Source organism: Paraburkholderia sp. GAS38 (genome assembly GCF_050434965.1).
Classification (GTDB): Bacteria; Pseudomonadota; Gammaproteobacteria; order Burkholderiales; family Burkholderiaceae; genus Paraburkholderia; species Paraburkholderia phenazinium_A.
On the sequence record NZ_JBNDJO010000019.1, the window covers coordinates 62,141 to 87,112 of the forward strand.

Consider the following 24,972-nt stretch of genomic DNA (forward strand, 5'->3'; position numbering starts at 1 on the left):
TCTATTTTCCCATATTGCTTTTTGCGTCATTGATGCCTTTGGTGCCCATCTCCGACCCCGCAGCACCTGCTGCACCTGCGCCAATTACGGGTATATTGTTCGGAATAAACCAGTTCGTCGCCGGAAGCAAATTCTGAGCCGTTAGGCCTATACCATAACCGATGATCGCTGCACCAGCGTTTACTAGTGACCCAGTAGCGATGCTATCGCTTTTTCCTAAAATCTTATTGTTTGTATAGGTATCCGCTGCTCCCGTTCCCGCATTGACAGCGATATTCCATAGAAGTCCACCGGCAGTACCTAGCCCACCAGCAAGAGCAGCATAGCCTACGTCAACAGGATTGACAGAGCCAGTCTGGATATACTGCGATGAAGCATTCACTGCGCCAGTGATAACGCCAATTCCAACAGGTGAAGCCCATGCCCCCGAACCCAATGCACCGCCTGAGCTCAAGATCGGTGCGCCCGGTATCGCTGCCAATGCGGGGAGTATAGCGGGCGCTGCCAACGCTCCCGCAATTGCCAAACCAATCGCCGGATGCGCCGTTGAACCCGGCAAGGCCATCTGCTCAGGTGTCGGCGTACCATCTGGATTCCCGCCCGACAGAGGGCTTGCCATTTGAGCCGGCGTCGCTGAGAACAGGCTTCCGGCATTCGCCGTAAGGTACTGCGCTGCCACTGCGTTGTAACCAGGCCCGCTCGCAGCGGCGTTATCGACTCGAATGTAGCCGTTCGCGAGCAGCATGTTTTGCGCATCTGTCGATGAAATCGCCTGACCAGTAGTGCGCTCGTAATACGCTGCAAAATCATTCGCATGCTGCATTGCCCAGGTGCGTTCTTCTGGATGCAGTTGCCGGTTGTACAGGTCCGCGCTCAACGCGCCGTTCGCGCCACTCAGCGCGCCCGCCGAACCGCCGAGGGCGCCGCCGGCAATCGCACCTGCCGCGCCCGAGGCGATGTTGGACAGGAGTGTGCCAGCCAGCGTCGGATTGCCACCCACAATGCTGTCGACCGCGTTGCCAGCCTCATCGCCCGCAACGGTCCCACCAACAGCACCCGCGATGCTCCCGCCGCCCAACCCTGCACCGAGCGCAGCGACTGCGGCATGCGCGCCAATGCGTGCCGCACCATCGTTACCCCACAACGCCGCCTGCTGCTGGTCAGAAGTGAGATTGGCCTGCGCCTGCGCGATGCTGGCCGGATCGCCCGAAGCTTCGGCTGCGTCAAGAGCCGACTGGTCTTTGGCAACCGCTGCATTGGCCTTGTTCTCCAGCGCAGTCGCAACATCCCCCACCACCTGCATCCCAACCTGACCCGTGACCTGCTGGATCGCCATGTCGTTGGCCACAGTCTGCGCATTGAACGTGTTCTGCACGGAGCCATTCGCGTTAGCCGTGTCGCGGCTCAGACCCGCCGTGCTGTCCTGCCCCGTCCCGGCGTCGCCGCGCACAGTGATCGTGCCCGGACTCACCGCCGCGTAGGTCGTCCCGGATGCGCTGCTGCTCGTTCCCGCCACGCCAAAACCGAGCGGTCCCTGGCCCTGCGAGTTCTGTGCACCAGGCGTGCTGCTGCCGGTCTGGACTGGCGGCGTAAAGCTCACACCGTCCGGCGTGCTCTGCCCAGCCCCACCGCTTGCGCTGAAACCAACCGTCGATCCCGACGACTGCGCGGTGTTCTGCAGGTTGGTATAGCCGAACGTCTGCGTCGACAGCGTGTTGTTGTCAGCCGTCGCCGTACTCGCAACAACACCACCGTTCAATTGCGTATGGTTACCCACGTTGACATCAAACCCGCCCGTGCCCGCATAGATCCCACTCTGCTGGCCCACCGACTGGAAGTTGTCCTTGATCGTCTGATCGCTGGCGCTCGCGCTACCACTCACGGTCTGGCCATAACAGATCGGCGGCACGCAAATACTCGCCTGGAACCCCGCGCTCGACTGCTGGCTGTTATACGTGTTGGTGTCCTGCGGACTGGTAATCGTGAGATTGCGGCCCACGTTCGCGTCCACCGTATTGCCCGACACCTCGGCACCGATCAGATTCGTATCCCGACCGCTCGTGATCGAAACCGTATTCGCGGCAGTAATCTGCGTGTTCTCGTTCGTGACGCTCTGACCGTTCGCGTTGCCCTTCGCGCCGCTCGCGGCCAGGTCAATCGTGAAGCCGTTCTGCGTGCCACCCAGACTCGCTCCCACACCGATGCTCGCACTCGTGCTGCTGTTACTGCTCGAATTCTGCGTCGTATTCTGCGCGCTCAACAGATTGATATCGCGTGCCGCGCTCAGCGTCACGTTCTGCGCGGTGATCTGCGTGCCGACGGAATTGATGTCTCCGTCGGTGGCGTTGCCGTTCGCATCTGTCGCACCGCTGCCGGTGGCAATCAGCGTCGCTGCGCCGCCTGCGGTGAGCGTGCTGCCGTCGGTCGTCGTTGAAGTGCTCTGCGACTCACTATGGCTCGTGCCACCGCCGATGCTCACGGTCGCCTTGATCAGCGCCGGTGAACTTGCCGTGTTCGACGTCGCCGCCTGGTAGGCACCATAGGCAGCCAGTCCTGCCTCAGCCTTGTCGAGTGCGGCGAGTCGCGGATTGTTCGCGTCACTCGACTGCGTCGTCATCGCCTGATTGACGGTGGCTACCGCGTTGCCCACCGTGCCGCCCAGCGCCAACGTCACGCCGAACTGGCTCGAACTCTGACTGACGCTGCTTTGCGTCGCATCGTTGCCCGGATCGAGGTTCAGGTCTTTGCCGATCAGCGTCAGGTCTTTACCGGCAGACAGGTCGGAACCCTGCACGGTGACGTCCTGATTCGCGTCGAGCGTCACGTCGCCGCTCTTGCTCACGATCTGGCTGCGAATCGTGCTTTGTGTCTGCGCGTTGGTGTCCTGTACAGAGTGACTGCTAGCCACACCAACGCTAAAGCCGGTTCCCGTGCCATTACTGCCCAGGTCGCCGATCTGATGACTGCTGGACTCCTGATAGTCGGTGTTCGCATCGGTGCCGGCCAGCACGTTGATTGCGCCTTGAGACGCGATCAGGCTGACGGCCTGGTTGCCGCTGATACCCGAGCCGATGACATTGATATCGCCCGTTGTGCTTTTCACCACCACGCTGTTGCCGGTGACTACCGTCGCGGTCTGCTGCGTCGTGGACGAATTGCCATTCGCGCTACTGCTGCTCGCGTTGTAGGGCGACGGGCCAACGCCGCCGCTGTTCGGTCCACCGGAAATCCAGCGCACCGCGTCCCCCAGACTCGGCGCCGCCAACGAAATCCCCATGCTGGAGCTGCTCGACTGCGTGCTCTGTTGCGTCTGATTCGTGGACGCCTGGAAGGTCACGTTGCGGTTGGCTTCGAACGTGGCCGCCGCTCCCGCCGTGATCGTCGAACCCGTGACGGTGATATCCCCGTCCAGCGGATTGCCGTTCGCGTCCTTCAGCGCGCCACCGGTTGCCGTCAGAGTCACATTGCCGGCCCCCCGGATCGTGCTGCCCGCGTTGCTTATGCTGGACACGTCGGTCGTGCTGGAGCTTTTACTGCTTCCATAGGATAACGAAATCGACGGCGTATCGAGTGCGCTGGCGCCCAGTTCGGTGGCAATGCCTGTGCTGCGCTGGTAAGCATTGCCCGACGATCCAGCCGACTGCAGATTGCGCGCAGTATCGAGCGGCGTGCCGGTCACCGCGACCGTGAAGCCGCTGGAGCGCGAGCTCTGCTGGTCCTGCGCCTGCGAGGTGTCCTGACTCGGGTCAATCGTGATGTTCTGCGCCTGAATGCTGATGTTGCCCGTCGCACCGGTGGTGTCATTCGCCGCCTGGCCAGCGACGATGTCGCTGCCGCCGATATGGACATCCTTGCCGGCGGCGATCGATACATTACCTGCCACGCTACCCACCGCACTGCGCGACTGGCTCTGGGTGACGGAATTCGTGTCGTACTGATCCTTCTGCTCGCTGGAGCCGACGCTAAAGCCAATGCCGCCGCTTCCCGACAGCCCCGAATGCTTGACGTCGTGATATTCGGAATCCTGATAGGTATCCGTTGCGGCAAGAATATTGACGTTGCCCTGCGCGGCGAGTGCGACGCTGTTGGTACCGACGATACTGCTGCCGGTCACGTTGATGTCCTTGCCGGACACGACCGTCACCCCATCGGCCGAGATCGTGCTGCCATCGGCGTACGTCGCGGTCTGGTCGACCTGATCGACCGCACTCGTGTGGCTCGCGACGCCGCTGTGGCTACCGGTCTGGTAGCTGTCCGAGACATGCGTCTCCGTCGTGGCGCCGACATTGACGCTGCCTGCCGCCATCAATAGCGCGTTGCCCTTGTCGAGCGAGACCGTGCTGCCCACCACGTTGATGTCCTTGCCCGACACGATGGCAAGACTGTCGCCGCTATTGAGCGTCGTGCCCGTCACCGCGTCGTCGGAGGTGTGCAGCGTCGACGAGTAGCTGCCGTGATGGTCGCTACCGGAACTGTTGGCGTCGACGGTCGAGGTCGCCGTCGCCGCCTGCAGCGTCACGTTGCCGGCAGCCTCAACTGCTCCGCCGCCGCCCAGGCTGATGTTCGCGCCGGTCGCCGTGAGATCGCCGCCCACCATGATCGAAGACAAGCCGCCCACCTTCACGCCGCTGCCCACGTCGCTCACGATGCTCGTGTCAGACACGCCGTTCGCAAGCGCCACCACCTTTGTCTCGCCGGTCTGCTGGGCGCCAAGCGTCCAGTTGCCGCCGATACTCATGCCGAGCGCACCGCCCACATTCAGATTGCCCGCGTCCTGCACGAAGTTGCCACCGGTCACGATCGCCGCGTTGCCCGCTACGTTGATGCTCGCCGTCGGCCCGAGCGTCGTCGTCACACGCGTCGCGCCGCTGGCGCTCACCTGGCTCAGCGTGTTCGCCGCCGTGTTCAGCACCAGGTTGCCCCCGGCCTGCAGCGCGAGGCTACCGGCGTTGACGGTCGCCGACGTCAGGTTCACGTCGCCTGTCGTCACGAGCGACATCTGCCCACCGCTTTGCAACGTCCCGAACGAACTGTCGATGCTTTGTGCGCTGACGGCGAAGCTGTTCGTCGCCGAAATCGTGCCGCTGTTGGTGACCGACTGTGCGTTCTGCAGATCGATGTTCGTCGCCGCGATCACCGGACCGTTAGCCATATTCTGCTGGCTCGCCTGCGCCAGATAGACCACCGGCACGAGCACCGACTGCCCGTCGACGATCTGCGTCTGCATGATGACCACGTTGCTCGTCAGTTGTGCCACCTGCGCGGGCGACAGGCCGGTACCGGGCGCCAGATCGAGCGACTTCGCGAGCTGGGCGCCCGAGGTCATCAATGCCTCGTACTCGTCCTGCGTGTCCGCATAGTTCGTGAGCACCGATTTCCCGGTCATCGACAGGATCTGGTTCTGCACGAGCTGCTGCTCGTAGAACCCGTCGCCCAGCCGCTCCTGGATCTGGCTGGGGTTCATGCCCAGTTGCTGGAAGTAGTAATTGCTCGAGAGAAACTGCTGCTGGCTCGTGAAGGCCGGGTTCGTCTCGACCAGGTACGGCGCGTTGGGCGCCGTATCCGGACTGAAGAGTCCGCCGGTAGGCACCGTGATGTTGTTGAGCACCTTGACGGCCGTCGCAGCCGCGATGATCGGGTTGTTGAAGTTCGCGAGGCCGCTGTTGAGTATCTCGCCGCCCCGGACCGCCACGAAACCCCCAGCGACGCCACCGCCGGTGAAGAGCGATCCGCTCACCTCACCCATGCCAATCACGCCCACGTCATGCGCGCCGATCGAGCCGCTCACGGAACCGGCTCCCGTGCCCGATACGGTCTGGCCGGGCAGAAGGCCGAGCGGCGTGACGCCCGCGTTGCCCGCCGTATTGTCGATTGTCACGCCCGTGCCGCTGAGCGTGCCGCCCGCCGTGAAGCTGGATTCATAACCTGGCAACGCGTACGTACGGACGTCGGCTGGCGCCGCCTGGGTGTATCCGCCGGGATTGGAGCCGACAAAGGGAGCATCGCCGAACGGCAGTTGCCAGTCGTGCTCGCTGTTGTCGTAGTTGTTGTAGTGATATTCGCCCGAGTAGGTGACCTGCACCTGCGGCGCCGTCTGGCCTTGCCAGCTGTTCTGGTCGAGGGTGGCTGGCGCGGCGATGTTGCCGGTTGCTGCGACCGCGCTCCAGTAGTTCTGGAACGTCCCGACCGACGACGCGTTCAGGTTGCCGCCGGCGATGATCTGCGATTCCGGACTGATGGACGCGATCGTGTTGGCGACCGCGGTACCCGTATAGGTCGTGTACTGATAGCCGCTGTTCCACTGGCCGCCGTTGGGCGGCACCGTGTACACACCGCCAATCATGGTCAGGAAGGCCGGGTTATCCGGAGTGGTCCAGCCCACATTCTGACCGGAGCACGCAGCAATGTTGATCGCGGTACACCCAGACAGGCTGATGCCGAGGCTCGTCAGCAGCGCCGGATCGACCGACGACGTGAAGCCGGTCGTGGTCATCACGCGCCGGGTGTTCGTCACCTGGTTCGCGTCGAGCTCCATGTTGCCTTGCGACTGGATCAGCGCAGACTGGTTGTGGATCAGATTCGCGTTGATGTAATTGCCATTCGCGTCCTTGCCGCCGGCGAGGACGACGTTGCCAAGGCCGTAGATCGCGGTCGTCGCCTGCGTGTCGGTGGCGGTCGTATCGTCCCGGTTCTCGATGTCCGGTGCGAGCAGCTCGAGCGTACCCGCGCTGTCCGTTGCACCGATCAGCGCGCTCGGGCCGAGATTCGACAGGGTTTGTGTGGCATTGAGCGACACGCTGCCGCCGACAATCGTGCCTGTATTGGTCAGCGTGTTCGAGTGCGTGGTCAGCAGGCCGCCGGCGCCCAACGCCCCTGCGTTTTCGATATCGCTCGCGCTGATCGTGAGGCCGTTCACAGCCGACAGCACGCCGCCGTTGCTGAACGTGCCGGGCAGCGTGAAGGTCAGATTGTGGCCCGCACTGAAGCTGTAGCTCGGCGAGGTGGTGAAGTCCCCTTGCAGATTCAGCGAAAGATCGTTGACCGCGCTGTACGTGCCGCCGTTCGCGAGTGTATTGGCGGTGACGGACAGATTCCGGGACGCGTTGATCTGGCCGCTCATGTCGCTCAGCGTGCCCGTCGTGATCCCGACGTCTCCCGTCACGTTCGCGACATTGCCGATTTCACCACCGGTGTTGTCCAGATTGCCGGCGTTGATCTGCAGGTTCGCACCGCTCAGCTGGCCGCCCTGCGTGTTCGAGAGGGACGTCGCGTTCAGCGTCACATTGCCGTTGCCGCTGATCGAGCCCATGCCGGACGCGCCGCCGGCATTGCTGTTGGTAATCCCGTTACCGCCGTTGATTGTCGTTGCACCATTGCCGAGGTTGGTGATCGCCCCGCCCGAGTTGTCGATCGACGAGGCGGTGAGGCTCAGCGTGCTGCCTGTCGCCGCACCGCCCGCGCCGATCACGCCCCCGGCATTGAGCAGCTCGCCGCTGCTGCTGGCGTTGAGCCCGGTGCCCGATGACAGCCGCCCGTTCGTGTTGTTCAGCATGCCCTGAACGGTGGCGGTTAGGAGACCCTGCGCAGCCAGCTTGCCCCTGGTGTTGTCGAGACTGCCGACCGACACCAGGGCCTGGCCATTGGTCACGATGCTGCCGCCGACGTTCGTCAGCGATCCGCTGCCGTTGTGCGGGTCGATCGTCAGCGTGCCGGTGCCGGCATGCGTGATCGTGCCGCCGTTGTTGTTCAACGTCGACGGCGCGAGTGTCAGGTCCGTGCCATTGCTCTGGAGCACGCCGCCGTTCGAGTTGTCCAGCGTGCCGCTCACACCGAGTCCCATCACCCCGGTGCCGAGCTGAGTAATCGAGCCACCTTCGTTCGTCAGGTTCGTTGCAGTAACACCAAGCTGGTTCGTGGTGATCCGGCCGTTATTGTTGTTGAGCTGCGCAATCGCCATCGATACCGCATTGCCGCTCACCACGCCGTTCGCGTTCGTGAACGACGCCGCGTTCGCGGTGATCGTCTGACCGCTCAAGGTCCCGCTTGCGTTGTCGAGCGTGCCGCTGACGGTGGCGTCGAGAGCCTGTCCGGCGGTGATGCTGCCGCCGTTCGTGAGCGACGCGGCCTGCACCGTGTTATTGCCCGACGCGGCGATCGTGCCGTTCGTGTTGGTGATAGTCGAGCCGCTTGCGACGCTCAGGTTCCCATTCGACTCAAGCTGCCCACCGGCGTTGTTCAATGCACCCGCAACCGTCGCATTCAATCCGGCCTGTCCGGTGATCGTGCCGTCGGTGTCGTCCACGGTGCCGGCCGTCAGGTTCGCCTGGCCATTCGTCACGATCTTGCCGCCGACGTTCGTCAGCGACCCCGCGCCGTTGTGCGGGTCGATCGTCAGCGTGCCGGTGCCGGCATGCGTGATCGTGCCGCCGTCGTTGTTCAACGTCGACGGCGCAATGGTCAGGTCCGTGCTGTTGGTCTGGATCGAACCACCGTTCGAGTTGTCGAGTGTGCCGCTGACGCCAAGCGCCATCGTCCCGCTGCCGAGCTGCGTGATCGACCCGCCTTCGTTTGTCAGGTTCGTGGCGGTGAGCGCGAGCTGGTTCGTCGTGATCTTCCCGCCACTGTTGTCGAGCTGCGGCGCGGTTAGGGACACCGTGTCGGCGCTGATGGTCCCGTTCGCGTTCGTGAGCGACGCGGCGTTCGCCGTGACCGTCTGTGCGCTCAGCGTCCCGTTGCCGTTGTCGAGCGTGCCGCTGACAGTGGTGTTGAGATTCCCCCCAGCCGTAATGCTTCCACCGTTCGCGAGCGACGCGGCCTGCACCGTGTTATTGCCCGACGCAGCGATCGTGCCGTTGGCATTCGTAATGGCGCCACCGCTTGCGACGCGCAGATCGGCGCTCGATTCAAGCTGTCCGTTGGTGTTGTTCAACGCCCCGGCAACCGTCGCATTCAATCCGCCCTGTCCGGTGATCGCGCCACCGGTATCGTCCATGCTGCCGGCCGACAGGTTCGCCAGACCGTTCGTCACGATCTTGCCGCCAACGTTCGTCAGCGCCCCCGTGCCATTGCCCGCATCGATCGTCAGCGTGCCGGTCCCCGCATGCGTGATCGTGCCGCCGCTGTTGTTCAACGTCGACGGCGCAAGCGTCAGGTCCGTGCTGTTGGTCTGGATCACACCGCCGCCCGAATTGTCGAGCGTGCCGCTGACATTCACGCCCATTACCCCCGAGCCGAGCTGGGTAAGCGTGCCGTTCTGGTTCGTCAGGCTGGTGGCGCTCAGACTGATCTGGTTCGCCGTGATCTTGCCGCCGCTGTTGTCGAGCTGCGGCGCGGTAAGCAACACGGTGTCCGCGCTGATCGTGCCGTTCGCGTTCGTCAGCGACCCTGCGTTCGCCTCGAGCGTCGCGCCGCTCATCGAGCCGCCGTTGTCGTTGAGCGCTCCCGAAGTCGTCACGCCCAGATTCTGCGCGGCCGTGACCGTCCCGCTGTTGGCGAGCGTTGCCGCGTCGATCGTCGCATTACCGTTGCCGCCGATCACACCACCCGTCGCACCCTGCACGGTCGTGCCCGCCGCATTCGTGATCTGCCCGCTCGCCGTGAGCGTGAGACCGTCGCCGTTATCCGATACGATGCGCCCGGCCGTGTTCTGCACGTTCGCGCCCGAGACGTTCACCGCTCCGGCCGCTTCGAGCCGGCCCGCCGTATTGTCGATGTCGCCGTTCGACGCCACAGTGAGCGCCTGCGCCGACGTGATCGAGCCGGAGCCGTTTTTGAGGCCGGTCGCCGCGATCGTCGCTACACCGTTCGTGGCGATGCTGCCGCTGCTGTTGTCGAGCGCGCCGGTCTGGACATTCAGCGCACCCGTGCCCGACTGACTGATCGTGCCGCTCGCGTTGGTCAGGCTACCCGTGCGGATCGCCGTGTTTTGCGCGTTCGTCGTGACCGTGCCACCGGTATTGTCGAACGCCCCCGAGGCAGCCAGCGTCGTGTTGCCCGCACCGGTTTGCGACAGCGTGCCGCTGCGATTCGAGATGCTGCCCGCCGTCACGCTCAATTGTGCAGCGCCGACCTGCCCCTGATCGTTCGTGACGGTCCCTACGGCATTGACGCTCAGACTGCCGCCCGCCTGCAGCGACCCGCCCGTATGCACGATGTTGCCGGTGTCGCCGCCGGCGCCCGTTGCCGTCAGGGACGCATTGCCCGTTGCGAGCGTTTGCGCGCCAGTCATGTTCAGACTGCTGCCCGAGAGCGCGAGATTGCCGCCAGCCATCTGCCGACCCGTAGCGCTCACGCTGCCGGCGCCAGTCACCGCGAGGCTGCCGCTTCCCGTGACGTTGCCGTTCGCATCGATGCCGGCACCGAGCGAACCGCCCGAATTGATGCTCGCGCCCGTGACGGTCGTGTTGCCGAGCGCGGCCACCGTGCCGCTGTTGCTCACCTGCCCCTGGCTGTTCAACGTCGCATTCTGCGTCGCATAGACGGAACCGCTGTTCGACACATCACCCGCCGCGGCGATCGACACATTGCCGTTCGCGCCCGTCGTACCCGACAGCATCACCTTGCCCTGGCTGCTGATCGACACGTCGCCGGATTGCGCCGCGATCGTGCCGGCGCTGTTGACGCCGACGCCCGCGTCCGTCCCCACCAGCATGATCTTGCCGGCGTACATGCCGCCGAGCTGCGCGACGTCGATCGCCACCGCCGGACTGTTGCCGTCCGCGCCGAGCGATTGCGCGCCCAGGTCGCCATACCGCACGTCGTTGTTGCCCGTCACGACGTTCAGCGACTGCCCCGCCCAGAGCTTGCCGTTGACGGCCACGCTGCGCGCGATCAGGTCCACCTCGTCAACGTTGCTTCCGTTGAGCCCCGCCGGGCCGATCTGGATCTGGCCACCCGTCACGTGAAACGCATCCAGGCTACCCGTTCCGCCGAAGACCGGTGTGCCCGTCGTCAGGACGCCGCGGCTCGTATTGATAAACCCGCAACCGTTACAGTAAATGCCAGCCGGGTTGGCGATCACCACATCGGCCTTCTGGCCCGCCACTTCGCTGTAGCCCAGCAACTGGCTCGCATTGCCACCCACCACCTGATTCACGATGACGCGCGCGCTTCCGGCGCCAAGGTTCGGGTTGCCGGTCACGTACCCGCCCAGCTGGGTCTGCACATTGCCAGGCGAGTTATTCAGGATCAGGCCTTGCGAACCGACGTTGTACTGCGTGTACGGGTTGTTCGAGACGCCCGCGCCGTTCGGCGTGGCGATCTGGACGATCGGCAAGCCGTTCGCGGTTACGCCGACGATCGGCCGGCTCCCCGATCCAGGTGCCGCGACGACCTGGGCTTCGACCAGTACCGGTTGCATGCCGAGCGCGCACAGCGCGGCAAATGCCATGTGCCGCATCGACAGCATGTCGATCGAGGCCGCAGCCGCGCGCATCAGCCGCGTGCGGCGAGGCGTGCCGACCGAACGCCCCTTTCCGGAGCCCGTTGCGGTTTCCTGCACAGCCGTCCAGAGACCACGGGCTGCGTTGAAAATAACCCGATAGATATGCTTGTTCATAGCAGGAAACTCACGCTGAAGCCCGCCACTGGCCAGTGGTTCGGGAAGCCGGCGGGCTGGTACAACGGGCCGCCGATAAAAGCGTCGTAGCTGACGCGCTGATAGAGATTGCCGCGCAGGCCGATCACCGCGCCGGCGAGGCGCCGGCCCAGCAGGTTGTGCGCTTCGGGACCGAAGACTTCACCTCCGTCGAGACCCACGTACAAGGCCTGCCCCGTTCGCAGGATCGGCAACTCCAGATCGTTGCGCATGAAGGCGCCCTTCTCCGCAGCGAGCAGCGTGTTGCCGTCAAAGCCGCGTACCGTGTAGCGACCGCCGATCGAGAAATACTCGGTCGAATAGAGCAGACTCGGCGAGTTCTGCGCACTCACTGTCGCCGTGTAGCGCAGCGGCAAACCGGCGATCGCGAATGGCACGTTCAGCGTCGCGTTGAGCGTTTCGATGTGGTAGTAGTAGGTTGGCGTACCGCCACCCACACCCGGAAAATCGGGCTGCGCACCCAACCAGGGGACGCCCCAGCGGTATGTGAGCGTACTGTCCAGCTGCGCGGCCCCGAAGTAGTGCTTGTGCTCCCAGCCGATCTCCGCAAAGCTGTTGTCGCGATGCTGGACACCGAGTTCCGTGCCGTCGACGAACGCTTCGCTGAAGTACTTGCCCACACGGAATTCGAGCGAATTTTTCTGTACCTGATTGCGATAGAACTGGTACTCCGTCTTGACGTCGAAGGTCTCCGACTTGCCGCTCGACACCAGCGTGCTGAAGGCACCGGCAATCTGCTCGTGATAGTCGTACTGGCTCGCCGTCGCGGTGAAAGTCCAGTTGCCCCAGGGAATCGAGTAATCGGCACTGCTGCCGTGCGTGCCGTATTGCCCAGGATGCCCATCGATGTCGTGGTTGTAGCTGATGTTGAAAATGTCGGAGAGCCCGAGCGGGTTGTCGATCGCAAGGGTCACCGTCCCCTGATACCGGCCGGTGGATTTCAGGCCGCTGTCGTCGGCGCTCAAGGCCAGCGCCCACGGCTTCTGGCGCTTGACTGCGATCACGACGTCGCTTTCGCCGGCCGAGGGCCCCGGCACGATCTGCATGTCGACGTCCTGGTTCGCCACGCGCTTCATCTGCTCGAGACCTTGCTCGAGGCTGCGCAGATTCAGCAGGTCCCCAGGACCGGTCGGAAACGCATTGCGCCATGTACCGTACGTCGACGGGTCGGCGAAGCGGATCGCGCTGATGACACCCGGAATCAGTTCGAGCTTCAGCTTGCCGGTGGACAGATCCTGCTGTGCAACGACGACGCGTGTCGTCGAATAACCTTTCTCGATGACACGCGCCAACACGCGATGCACGATCAGGTTGAGTCCCTCGCGCCCGATACACTGGCCGCGGTAGCGCTGCAGATAGTCGTTGGCGAACATCAATTCGCCAGGGAACAGAGGATTGGGCGACAGCGCGCGTGCCCCGGCAGCCTCGACGATGGGGCTCAACCCCGGCGGCACCTCGAGCGTGAGCGAGTCGAGCCTGAAGCACGGCGATTCGACCGGCACCTTGCCGTCGTCAACCTCGGGACGCCCGGCAGGTTGAAGCTCGACGTTCGGTGCATTGAGCGCGCGTTCGCGCTGCGCGGCCTGGTCCTGTGCCCGGCGACGCTGCTCCTGTTCGCCGAGCGGATCGGCGGCTTGCGCGTGCGCGACGCCCACATGCGAGAGCGTCACCAACGCGGCACATACGACCCAAACCCGACCCCACGTGGTCCGGCGCGCATCACCTGCACCCAGGAATTTGCGGGTCGCTTCCGACGACCGTGCAATCCCGCCTGATTTGTTCTTCTTCATTGCGTTGTTCCGGTGCTGCTATCGGCTATTAATGCCGGAGTTATTTTGTTTATGCCAAATGCATTAAAACTGAAGCCGCTATATGAGTTATTCAAAACGCCGGAGATCGCAAGCGTGCTATTGACGGCTTGCCTGCGGTTGGCGGCATTTGAAACGGTGATCGCGGCTCCGTCATGCGTGACAATCCCGGCCGCTTGTGCCGCAAGCGGTAAGGTCTGAATCAGGCAGAGGCAAAGTTGAATGGCGCGCGAATCCCCGTGACTCGCGCGCCAGAGTGGGTGCTGGGCGGTCATGCAACAATCCCGCCGCTTTCGCGTTCGCGGGCTCACTCGTAGCGTTGGTTTTATGCGAGCCCGTAGCGTCAGGTCGGACCAGGCTTCGCTTTCTTAATACGAATGTCGGCAGACCGGAAGAAATCTTTAGTAATTTATTGGAATACCTTTTCTTTCGATTTAATTACTAAAATCGGGTGATTTGAATGCATCTTTTAAATCAGCAGCCTTTCCGGTGATTTATGACGCAATACCGCCATTTTCACGGTATGTAAAACGTTTGCGCGACAAACTGCACGACCTGGCCTTGTCGAACATAATCACGCACATCACTCAATATCGCCCTCTACCCCGCCTTCGCTCCCGTCGCCACCCAGCGCTTCTGCATTTCCTTGATCAATTCCGTCCAAAGGAATTCCGCAGCAGGCGACAAGCGACGCCCCACCCGCCGTATCGCCTGGCTGCCGAATTCCCGCGCAATCGGATGATCGATTTCTAGCGGGACCAGTTTTCCGGCATCCAGATACTGCCGCGCGGCATCGGTCGACATGAACGCGACGCCCAGCCCCGCAGCCGCGATCGCCTGCGCCGCCGAGAACAGGTCGCAGCGATACGCCGGCGTCAAATTCAGCCGCTCCGCCCGGATCAGCGAGTCCAGATACTGCTGCACGCCAAAGCGCGCCGGCATGAAGATCAGCCGGTGGTTAGCCAATTGTTCGACGCGGATTCGCCGTTCGCCCGCCAGCGCATGCTGCGGGCTCACCAGCGCGCAGAGCGGCGCGGCGCGAAAGGTCCGCGCGCGAATCGCCGGGTCGCTGCTGCCGCCCGCGCACAGGCCAAGATCGACTTCGTCGTTGCGGACCATGGCAATGATTTCGGAGGTCGCCCCGCCGCGCAGTTCCACCACAATGTCCGGGAATTGCAGGCTGAAAGCCTCGAGCACGGTGGCGAGCAGCTTCTCGACGAAACCCTCGCCAATGCCGATCTCGAGCCGCCCGCGCCGCAAGCCCCGGTAGTCCTCCAGTTGCGCGAGCATCTCGGCGTCGCGCCGCGCACTGTCACGGAAGTGCTCGACGAGGCTCATGCCGATTTCCGTGAGGCTCACGCGTCGGCCACGCCGTTCGAGCAATGCCACGCCATGCACGCGTTCAAGCTGCGCCACCTGGCGGCTGATGACCGAACCGTTGATCGATAACGCGTCCGCCGCCGCCCGCACGCCGCCGTGCACTTCGATTTCATGCAGATAGCGCAGGCTGCGGGTGCTGAGGACGGTCTCGCGCAGGGTTTCAGCATCGTTCGACATGGCGGAATCCGTTGACATTAAAGTCAACATTATCGACGGTAAAACGTCATTGATTGGCCTTTATGGCGGCGAAATACTCCACGCTACCCTTACTTCCCTGCAAGCCAAACCATGTCAGACACCCAGGACTTCTGCTCCCTCGACGACACCCAGGATCTGCGCGACGAACTGAGTGGCATTCGCCATCATCTCCATCGCCACCCGGAACTGGCCTATCAGGAGTTCAAGACCTCCGACTTCGTCGCGCAGAGCCTGGAAAGCTGGGGTTATGCCGTGACGCGCGGTCTGGGCGGCACCGGCATGGTGGCCACGCTCAAGGCGGGCACAGGATCGCGCGCGGTGGCCGTGCGCGCCGACATGGACGCCTTGCCGATCAACGAAGAAACCGGCCTGCCCTACGCCAGCACCGAACCAGGCAAGATGCACGCGTGCGGCCACGACGGCCACACGACCATGGTGCTCGGCGCGGCGCGCCATCTGGCCCGCACGCGCCGCTTCGACGGCACGGTGCACCTCGTATTTCAACCCGCCGAGGAAATCGGTGCGGACAGCGGCGCCAAACGCATGATCGAAGACGGCCTGTTCGAGCGTTTTCCGTGTGAGGCGATCTTCGGTCTGCACAACCACCCGGGCTACCCCACCGGCACCTTCATGTTCCGCAGCGGGCCGTTCATGGCGGCCTGCGATACGGTCGAAGTGGTGATTCACGGCCGCGGCGGCCATGCGGCGCGGCCCCAGTTGGCCGTCGATCCAGTCGTAATTGGAGCCGCCCTGGTGACCGCGCTGCAGACGGTCGTGTCGCGCAGCGTCGATCCGATGCAAGCCGCCGTCGTGACGGTCGGCGCCTTCAATGCCGGGCACGTGGCGAACGTGATCCCCGAAACGGCGCGTCTGCAGATCAGCGTGCGTTCGTTCGACGCCGCGGTTCGCACGCTGCTCGAGACGCGCATCCGCACGCTTGCCCAGGCGCATGCGGACGCGTACGGCGCGCGGATCGAGGTCAACTATGTGCCGGGCTACCCGGTCGTCGTGAACAGCGCGCCGGAGACCGAACTGGCGCTGCAGGTGGCGCGCGAACTGGTGGGCGACGAACGGGTGATCGACGGCTTCGGCCCGATTGCCGGCAGCGAGGATTTCGCCTATTACCTTCAGGAAAAGCCGGGCTGTTTCCTGCGCCTGGGTAACGGTGAAGGCGCGCCGATGCTGCACAACGCCTCCTACGACTTCAACGACGACAACCTCACGGTCGGCGCGGCGTACTGGACGCGTCTCGTGGAGCGCTTCCTCGCCGCGCAGGCTTAAGCATTGCCGGCGCCCGCGCCCTCCCCACCGAGCTAGCACGAGCCTCGCGCGACCCTGACCGGCGCGCGAAACCTGAGCACACTGGAACCACCATGTCCGCCAAGCCCATTGAGCAGTCCGTCGCACCGTCCGCTGCCACGCAGGCATCCCAAACCAGGATCGTCGTGGCGGCGGTCTTCGGCAATCTGCTCGAGTTCTTCGACTTCACGGTCTACAGCTTCTTTGCGCTGACAATCGCGAAGCTGTTCTTCCCCGCGCACGATCCGGTGGTCTCGACCCTGCTCGCGCTGTCGGCCTTCGCGATCGGCTTCGTCGCGCGGCCGGTGGGCGGCTTCGTGCTCGGACACTACGCGGACAAGCACGGCCGGCGCGCGGCGCTCACGCTGACGATCTTCCTGATGGCAGTGGGTTCCGCGATGATCGGCCTTGCGCCCGGCTACGCCACGATCGGTCTCGCCGCCCCCGCGTGGATCGTGTTCGCCCGCCTGCTGCAGGGCTTCGCGCAAGGCGGCGAGTTCGGCGCGGCAACGGCGACCTTGCTGGAGACGGGTTCGGCGCGCGGCCGCGGCTTTCGGGCGAGCTGGCAACTGGCGAGCCAGGGTGCCGCCGCGCTGCTCGGCTCCGGCATGGCCACGCTGCTCAACTACCAGCTCACCAGCACACAGTTGCTCGACTGGGGCTGGCGCGTGCCGTTTCTGGCGGGCGTGCTGATCATGCCGGTCGGCGTGTATCTGCGCCGGCATATCGTCGAAGAGCCGCCCGCTGCGGCCAGGACGAAAGCCGCGGGCATCGAGCCGGCCCTCGTGCGGAAGTGGTTTCTCACCGTATTCGCGATCATGGGCATGACCGTCGCGACTTACGTGCTGATGTACTACATCCCGACCTACTCGATCCAGTATCTGAAGCTGCCGGCGAAGCTGTCCATGCTGGTGTCGATCGGCGCGGCGTGCGTCTCGCTGGTCCTCTGCCCGGTCTGGGGCGCGCTCTCGGACAAGCTGCAGCGCCGCAAGCCGCTCACCCTGATTGGCCGCGTCGCGCTGATCGCTTTGCTGTATCCGGCTTTCTGGCTGATGAACCACTTTCCGACGCTGCCGGTGGTGTTCGGCCTGATCGTACTGCTGATGATTTTCTACACGATGGGATCGGCGCCGGCCTATGCGTTGATGCCCGAGAATTTCCCGAAGCATGTGCGCGCCGGTTATCTGGCGAGCGCGTATGCGGTCGCCGTGTCGGTGTTCGGCGGTACCTCGCAACTGGTCGTTGCGTGGCTCATCAAGGCGACAGGCAATACGATGGCCCCGGCCTGGTACATGATTGGCTGTGTGATTGTTTCGCTGATTGCCGTTTCGATGCTCGAAGAAACCGGCGGCCGCGAACTGGCCTGAGAAAACTGACCGAAGAAAGCGGCTGCGCGGCGGCTCCAGCGTAATCAGCTTGCTGGATCCGCCCGCAGCATCGTCTCACTTCACTTGACGACTTTCAGGTGGCCGCGACCGCCGCCACCCTTTGATCCATCGTCATCCGGAGAGGGCGTGCCGTCAGCGTCAGCCTCATCGGCCTTCGCCCGCGGCACAGAGGCCGGTTCGGACTCGACCGCCCGAGGCCCGCTGCCCGCTGACTTCACCGGCGGCGTCACCTCATCGGCTTCCACCGCGTCCGCGCCGGAATCCGTCGCCTCGCCACCCGCCGACTCGACCGGGAAGGCCATCCCCTGGCCATTCTCACGCGCATAGATGGCCAGCACATTGGCGACCGGCACTTCGATCTTGTGCGACTTGCCTGAAAAGCGCGCGCTGAACTCGACCCACTCGTTGCCCATCTGTAACTGGCTGGTCGCCTCGAAACTGATGTTCAACACGATTTCGTTGTCCCGCACGAACTGGCGAGGCACCCGCGTCTGATTGTCGACCCGTACCGCGATGTGCGGCGTATAGCCGTTATCCGTGCACCACTCGTAGAGCGCGCGCAGCAGGTAAGGTTTCGTGGAAATCTCTTGCATCAACAGTCCTCTTACTGGGCAAGGCGCCGCCGCTCACGCGCGAATCACGCTCACAAGCAACGTGCGACGCCTCCGCCCTTAAGCCAAACTCAACGACGCATCACCTTTTCCGACGGCGTCAGCGCTTCGATATAGGCCGGGCGGCTGAAAATCCGTTCGGCGTACTTCATCAGCGGCGCGGCGTTCTTCGACAGTTCGATGCCGTAGTGATCCAGACGCCACAGCAGCGGCGCGATCGCCACGTCGAGCATCGAGAACTCTTCGCCGAGCATGTACTTGTTCTTCAGGAAGATCGGCGCGAGTTGCGTCAGGCGATCGCGGATCGCGAGGCGGGCCTTCTCGTGATTCTTCTCGGCGGCCTTGCCCTTCTCGTTTTCGAGCGTGCCGACGTGCACGAACAGTTCCTTCTCGAAGTTGAGCAGGAACAGGCGGGCGCGGGCGCGTTGCACCGGGTCGGCCGGCATCAGTTGCGGATGCGGGAAGCGTTCGTCGATATACTCGTTGATGATGTTCGATTCATACAGAATCAGGTCCCGTTCGACGAGAATCGGCACCTGACCGTACGGATTCATCACAGCGATGTCTTCCGGTTTGTTGAACAGGTCGACGTCGCGGATCTCGAAGTCCATGCCTTTCTCAAACAACACCAGCCGGCAGCGCTGGGAGAATGGGCAAGTTGTGCCGGAATACAGAACCATCATGTTTACGTTTCCTCAAAAAGCTGAAGGGCCAGCACGCGGAAAAACCGTCCAGCAGGTCTCTCCTAGCGCCGGCCCCACGCCAGTCATGGCGTGATTATTTGATATCTTTCCAGTACGCGGCGTTCAATCGCCAGGCGAAAAAGCTCAGGACGCCGAGGAACAACAGCACCCACACACCAAGCCGGTGGCGGGTTTGCTGCGTCGGTTCGGACATCCAGGACAGGTACGACACGAGGTCGGCCACATCCGAATCATAATCCACCGGCGATAACGTCCCCGGCGTGATCTGCTGGTAGCCGACGAATTTATGGACTGTTTCCCCGCTCCTTTCGTCGATGACGTCGTCGAACTTCGCCGTACGTTGCCCCTGAAGCTGCCACAACACGTGAGGCATGCTCACGTTTTCATACACCAGATTGTTCCAGCCGGTTGGCCGCGTATCGTCGCGATAAAAGCTGCGCAGATACGTGTAAAGCCAATCGCGGCCGCGCGCCCGCGCTTCCACCGACAAATCCGGCGGCGCCGTGCCGAACCACGCCTTCGCGTCGTCCGGCTTCATGGCCACCGACATGGTGTTGCCGATTTTATCGGTTGTAAAAAGCAGGTTTGTCTGAATTTCCTGCGGTGAAATGCCCAAACTGGTCAATGCGCTGTAGCGCATCAGGTTCGCACTGTGGCAATTCAGGCAGTAGTTTACAAACAATTTGGCGCCATGCTGCAAAGAAGCAAAATTGTCCGCGTTATCGGGCGCGCGGTCGAGCGGGAAATTCTCGTCCGCGTAAGCCGGCGCAGCCAGCAGCGCGAGCGCCAAAGTCAGCGATGCGGTCCCGATCACCGCAAGCCTCGCAAGCATTTTTCTCATCTTCATGTCTCCTTGGCCCGCGATTAGTGAGGCTTGAACCGCACCCGTTCGGGTGGCTGCTTGAAGGTGCCAAGCGGCGTCCAGAACGGCATGCCAAGGAAAAACGCGAAGTAGACCAGCGCACAGATCTGCGCGATCAGAGTCGCGGCGGGCGACGGCGGCTTGGTTCCGAGGAACGCCAACGTCAGAAAGACCAGCACGAAGATCCCGTAGAACACCTTGTGGAAGAACGGCCGGTAGCGGATCGACTTCACCGGCGAGCGGTCCAGCCACGGCAGGAAGAACAGCGAAATCACCGCGCCGCCCATCACCACCACGCCCCAGAACTTCGACTGGGTGAAGTACATCGCCAGGATCACCAGCACGGCGAGCACCGGCAAGCCCAGCTTCCACTTGCCGCGGGCCCGCACCAGCGCGAACAGCCCGAGCAGCGCGATCACGATCATCAGGACGATCTTGAACGGATCCGTGGTGGCGCGCAGCATCGCATAGAACGCGGTGAAGTACCACACCGGCGCGATTTCCGGCGGCGTCTGCAGCGGGTTGGCCGGGACGAAGTTATTCGACTCGAGGAAGTACCCGCCCATCTCCGGCGCGAAGAAAATGATCGCCGCGAAGATCAGCAGGAACACCGTGACGCCCATGAAGTCGTGCACGGAGTAGTACGGGTGGAACGGGATGCCGTCGAGCGGAATGCCGTTCGCGTCCTTCTTCGCCTTGATCTCGATGCCGTCCGGGTTGTTCGAGCCCACTTCGTGCAACGCCACCAGGTGCGCGACCACCAGCCCGATCAGCACCAGCGGAATCGCGATCACGTGAAACGCGAAAAAGCGGTTCAGCGTGACGTCCGAGACCACGTAGTCGCCGCGAATCCACAGCGACAGGTCCGGCCCGATGAAGGGAATCGCCGAGAACAGGTTCACGATCACCTGGGCGCCCCAGAACGACATCTGGCCCCACGGCAGCAGGTAGCCGAAGAAGGCCTCGGCCATCAGGCACAGGAAGATCGCGCAGCCGAAGATCCACACCAGTTCGCGCGGCTTGCGGTACGAGCCGTACATCAGCCCGCGGAACATGTGCAGATAGACCACCACGAAGAACATCGACGCGCCCGTCGAGTGCATGTAGCGGATCAGCCAGCCCCACGGCACCTCGCGCATGATGTACTCGACCGAGGCGAACGCGAGCGTCGCATCGGGCTTGTAGTTCATGGTGAGGAAGATGCCGGTGACGATCTGGTTGACCAGCACCAGCAACGCCAGCGAGCCGAAGAAATACCAGAAGTTGAAGTTTTTCGGCGCGTAGTACTCGGAGACGTGCTTCTTCCACGTCGAGGTCATCGGGAAACGGCGGTCGATCCAGCCGGCCAGCCCGGTTGTCTCCACTTCGTGTTCGATCGCCATTTACGCTTCTCCTTTCTCGTCCTTGCCGATCACGAGCTGGGTAGCCGACGTGAACATGTAGGGCGGGATGTCCAGGTTCTGCGGCGCGGGTTTGTTCTTGAAGACGCGGCCGGCCAGGTCGTAGGTCGAGCCGTGGCACGGGCACAGGAAGCCGCCGGGCCAGTCGTCCGGAAGATTGGGCTGCGCGCCTTCCTGGAAGCGCGGCGTCGGGGTACAGCCCAGATGGGTGCACACGGCGACAGTCACCAGCAGGTTCTTGTGATCCGGACGCGAGCGGAATTCGTTATTGCAGTACTCCGGCAACGGCATCGAGAAGGGATGTTCGGTATGGGGATCGGCGACTTCGTTATCGGCTTTCTGGACGTCGGCGAGCATCCGGTCGGTGCGGTTCAGGATCCAGACGGGCTTGCCGCGCCAGGCGACGGTCATCATGTCGCCGGGCTTGAGATTGCTGATATCGGCCTCGACCGGCGCGCCAGCCGCCTTGGCTTTTTCAGATGGTGCAAACGAACTAACAAAGGGTACGACAGTGGCAACGCCTCCTATGCCACCTGCTACGGTCGTCGCTATCAGCCATGTACGGCGGCCGCCGTCGACGAGCTCATCTTCTTTGTCTCGCATCACACGCCCCACTTCTGAGTTGGATTTTTCCTTCACGTCGCTTCTACCGACGCTAGTTTGCTCGAATGGAGTCGTCATTTACAAGGCCCGAATGCCAAAAACCATGCGAAGTCTTTGATATCCAAGGGTTTCCCCGCACCAATCAGAAACTTTTTAGTCGTTCCTTTTAAGTGGGCCCTGTGTATTTCGTGCGTTTTAGTTACGGTTTGGTTCGCGACTCAGACCGGATTGTGGATATCGATAAAGAGGTGTTCGATATCGAAGGATTCCGACAGATGCGCACCGAGCGCCTGCACCCCGAAACGCTCGGTGGCATGGTGGCCGGCGGCGAGAAACGCGACGCCGCTCTCCGCCGAGGTATGCATGGTGGATTCGGAAACCTCGCCGGTGAGATAGACGTCGGCGCCGGCTTCGATCGCCGCGTCGAAATAGCCTTGCGCCGCGCCCGTGCACCATGCGACGCGCCGCAGTTCCGCGTCCGGGTCGCCGAATACGAGCGGCGTGCGGCCGAGCGTCTCCTCGACCTCGGCGGTGAAATGCGCCAGCGTGACCGGCATGGGCAGCGTGGCCATCCAGCCAATGTCGTTCTCGCCGAAGCGCGTATCGGCGATCCAGCCCATCTTCGCGCCGATCTGCGCGTTGTTGCCGAACTCGGGGTGATCGTCGAGCGGCAGATGGTAGGCGAACAGGTTCAGGTCGTTGGCGAGCAGCAGCTTCAGGCGCGCGTATTTGCGGCCGGTGATTTGCGGCGCCTCGTTGCGCCAGAAGTAGCCGTGATGGACCAGCACGGCGTCCGCGCCCCAGTCGAGCGCCGCTTCCAGGAACGCCACGGAGGCGGTCACGCCGGTCGCGAGCTTATTGACCCGGCGGCGCCCCTCGACCTGCAGGCCGTTCGGGCAGTAGTCCTTGAAGCGCGCGGTTTCAAGGACTTTGTTCAAGTACAATTCAAGTTCGATCCGATCCATATAAACCTCTAATCTTCAGATGCTTAGACGCTTTTGGCTGTTCTTTGCCCAAGCGGTGACCGTGCTGTTGGCGCTGATGTTCATCATTGCGACCCTTAAACCGCAATGGCTGCAGCGCCAGGGGCAATTCGGCAAGCAGCTCGCCGAACCGATCGTCGCACTGCGGGAGGTAGCGCCTGGCATCGGTAGCGGTCCCGCACAGGCTTCCTATGCCGACGCCGCGCAGAAGGCATCACCCGCGGTCGTCAACGTGTTCTCGAGCAAAGACGGGTCGTTGCCGCCCGACCCTCGGGCGAAAGACCCGCTGTTTCGTTACTTCTTCGGCAACAAGAACAACAGCAAACAGCAGGAACAGCCGGCCGCGAATCTCGGCTCGGGTGTCATAGTGAGTTCGGAAGGTTACATTCTAACGAACCAGCACGTCGTCGACGGCGCGGATCAGATCGAAATCGCGCTCGCCGACGGCCGCACGACCACCGCCAAGGTGATCGGCGTCGATCCGGAGACGGATCTGGCGGTGCTCAAGGTCAACCTCACCAACCTGCCTACGATCACGCTCGGCCGCATGGACCAGACGCGCGTCGGCGACGTGGTGCTGGCGATCGGCAACCCGTTCGGCGTCGGCCAGACGGTCACCATGGGGATTGTCAGCGCGCTCGGCCGCAATCACCTTGGCATCAATACCTTCGAAAACTTCATTCAGACCGACGCGGCCATCAACCCGGGCAACTCGGGCGGCGCGCTGGTGGACGTGAACGGCAACCTGCTCGGTATCAACACCGCGATCTATTCGCGCTCGGGCGGCTCGCTCGGCATCGGCTTTGCGATTCCGGTGTCGACGGCGCGCAGCGTGCTGGAGAGCATCATCACCACCGGCTCGGTGACGCGCGGCTGGATCGGCGTGGAGCCGCAGGACGTGACGCCGGAGATTGCTGAGTCGTTCGGGCTCGAGCAGAAGTCGGGGGCGATCGTCGCCGGGGTGCTGAAGAACGGCCCGGCCGACCGCGCCGGCATCAAGCCAGGCGATATTCTGGTCAGCGTGGACGGCCAGGACATCACGGATACCACGCGTCTGCTGAACCTCATCGCGCAGATCAAGCCGGGTTCCAACGCGAAGATCCATCTGGTGCGCAAGAACCACGAGATGGATCTGGATGTGATGATCGGCAAGCGTCCACCGCCGCCGAAACAGCCCACCGACGACAGCGACGACCAGAACGACGACGGCGGTTAAGCCCGGTTGAGTCGAGCTCAGGCCGCGCCCAGATCCCACCCAAATAAAAAGGGCAGTCCAATCACGGACCGCCCTTTTTGCATCACCCTTGTCCCGGCCTTTGCGTCATCCCCCTCAACTCGGCGCATGCTCCTCTTCGTCGGCCACTTCCTTCTGCTTGCCGACAATCAGCCGCGCCGCGATGATCCCCGCCTCGTACAACACGATCAGCGGCACCGCGAGAATCAACTGGGAAAACACGTCGGGCGGGGTCACGACAGCGGACACGACGAACGCCCCGACGACCACATACGGCCGGATCTGACGCAGCTTCTTGACCGTCAGAATGCCCATCCGGACCAGTAGCACGACGACTATCGGGACTTCGAAGGTCACCCCGAACGCAATGAACATGGTCAGGACGAAACTGAGATAGTTGTCGATATCCGTGTTCATCGCCGCGCCAAGCGGCGCGTTGTAGTGCGCCATCACGCGAAAGATGGTGGGAAACACCACGAAGTACGCGAACGCCATGCCGCACAGGAACAGGATGTAGCTGCTGCCCACCAGCGGCACGACCAGCTTCTTTTCATGCTGGTACAGGCCCGGCGCGACAAACGCCCAGATCTGGTACAGCACGATAGGCAGCGCGATGACGAAGGCCACCATCATGGTCACCTTCATCGGCACGAAGAAGGAGCCGGTGACGTCGGTGACGATCAGCTTGCCGTCCTTCGGCAGATTCATCATCAAGGGCCGCGCGAGCAGCTTGAAGATGTCCGGCGCCCAGTAGACGAGCCCGAGAAACACCACGATGACGGCAATGCCGGCGCGCATGATGCGGTCGCGCAGTTCGACGAGATGCGAGATGAAGGTCTCTTCGTTACCTTCAGTCTGGGTTTGCTGGGGGTCGCTCACACCGGCCCTCGGTAGGAGATTGTCGCT

At 63.1% G+C, this 24,972-nt stretch carries 14 protein-coding genes; 3 read left to right on the plus strand and 11 right to left on the minus strand.

The window, feature by feature from the left end; genetic code table 11:
* Window position 1 precedes the first annotated feature (1 nt).
* The 4 genes from P3T42_RS32900 to P3T42_RS32915 all read right to left on the minus strand — a co-directional run bounded on the left by P3T42_RS32900 (window position 2) and on the right by P3T42_RS32915 (window position 14,961).
* Window positions 2–11,557, minus strand: a complete 11,556-nt coding sequence (locus P3T42_RS32900) for a hemagglutinin repeat-containing protein (protein ID WP_429308392.1) — start codon at window positions 11,555–11,557, stop codon at window positions 2–4.
* Window positions 11,554–13,386 carry a ShlB/FhaC/HecB family hemolysin secretion/activation protein gene (locus tag P3T42_RS32905; RefSeq protein WP_429308393.1) on the minus strand — a complete coding sequence of 611 codons (1,833 nt, stop codon included), beginning with the start codon at window positions 13,384–13,386 and terminating at the stop codon, window positions 11,554–11,556. Before P3T42_RS32905 ends, P3T42_RS32900 begins: the two co-directional genes overlap by 4 nt.
* Window positions 13,383–13,679 (minus strand): hypothetical protein, encoded by a 297-nt coding sequence (locus tag P3T42_RS32910; protein WP_143788521.1) that lies wholly within the window; start codon window positions 13,677–13,679, stop codon window positions 13,383–13,385. Before P3T42_RS32910 ends, P3T42_RS32905 begins: the two co-directional genes overlap by 4 nt.
* A gap of 325 nt (window positions 13,680–14,004) precedes the next feature.
* Window positions 14,005–14,961, minus strand: coding sequence for a LysR family transcriptional regulator (locus P3T42_RS32915; RefSeq protein ID WP_074301486.1), 957 nt, complete (start codon window positions 14,959–14,961; stop codon window positions 14,005–14,007).
* Between the two features lie 111 nt (window positions 14,962–15,072).
* Here P3T42_RS32915 and P3T42_RS32920 point away from each other — a divergent pair, with 111 nt between their 5' ends.
* Complete coding sequence (locus tag P3T42_RS32920; RefSeq protein ID WP_074301485.1) at window positions 15,073–16,263, plus strand: M20 aminoacylase family protein; 1,191 nt, start codon at window positions 15,073–15,075, stop codon at window positions 16,261–16,263.
* Window positions 16,264–16,355: 92 nt separating this feature from the next.
* Complete coding sequence (locus P3T42_RS32925) at window positions 16,356–17,648, plus strand: MFS transporter (protein ID WP_429308394.1); 1,293 nt, start codon at window positions 16,356–16,358, stop codon at window positions 17,646–17,648.
* Between the two features lie 80 nt (window positions 17,649–17,728).
* On the opposite strand, the gene P3T42_RS32930 is transcribed toward P3T42_RS32925, so the two are convergent.
* From P3T42_RS32930 to P3T42_RS32955, 6 genes are all read right to left on the minus strand, one after another.
* Window positions 17,729–18,262 carry a ClpXP protease specificity-enhancing factor gene (locus P3T42_RS32930; RefSeq protein WP_429308395.1) on the minus strand — a complete coding sequence of 178 codons (534 nt, stop codon included), beginning with the start codon at window positions 18,260–18,262 and terminating at the stop codon, window positions 17,729–17,731.
* An 89-nt stretch (window positions 18,263–18,351) separates the two neighbouring features.
* Window positions 18,352–18,963 carry a glutathione S-transferase N-terminal domain-containing protein gene (locus P3T42_RS32935; protein ID WP_006052302.1) on the minus strand — a complete coding sequence of 204 codons (612 nt, stop codon included), beginning with the start codon at window positions 18,961–18,963 and terminating at the stop codon, window positions 18,352–18,354.
* A 94-nt stretch (window positions 18,964–19,057) separates the two neighbouring features.
* Entirely contained in the window at window positions 19,058–19,825 is a 768-nt protein-coding gene (locus P3T42_RS32940; protein ID WP_074301834.1) for a cytochrome c1, read from the minus strand.
* Between the two features lie 23 nt (window positions 19,826–19,848).
* A complete protein-coding gene (locus P3T42_RS32945; RefSeq protein ID WP_074301482.1) occupies window positions 19,849–21,228 on the minus strand; it encodes a cytochrome b in 1,380 nt (459 codons plus the stop codon).
* Entirely contained in the window at window positions 21,229–21,849 is a 621-nt protein-coding gene (gene petA, locus P3T42_RS32950) for a ubiquinol-cytochrome c reductase iron-sulfur subunit (protein WP_074301481.1), read from the minus strand. It abuts the gene before it with no gap.
* 218 nt (window positions 21,850–22,067) lie between these two features.
* A complete protein-coding gene (locus P3T42_RS32955; RefSeq protein WP_429308396.1) occupies window positions 22,068–22,814 on the minus strand; it encodes a Nif3-like dinuclear metal center hexameric protein in 747 nt (248 codons plus the stop codon).
* A gap of 19 nt (window positions 22,815–22,833) precedes the next feature.
* Here P3T42_RS32955 and P3T42_RS32960 point away from each other — a divergent pair, with 19 nt between their 5' ends.
* Entirely contained in the window at window positions 22,834–24,048 is a 1,215-nt protein-coding gene (locus tag P3T42_RS32960; protein WP_074301479.1) for a Do family serine endopeptidase, read from the plus strand.
* A gap of 114 nt (window positions 24,049–24,162) precedes the next feature.
* Here the strand turns inward: P3T42_RS32960 and tatC are convergent, their stop codons facing one another.
* Window positions 24,163–24,945, minus strand: a complete 783-nt coding sequence (gene tatC, locus P3T42_RS32965) for a twin-arginine translocase subunit TatC (RefSeq protein WP_074301478.1) — start codon at window positions 24,943–24,945, stop codon at window positions 24,163–24,165.
* Between the last annotated feature and the right edge of the window lie 27 nt (window positions 24,946–24,972).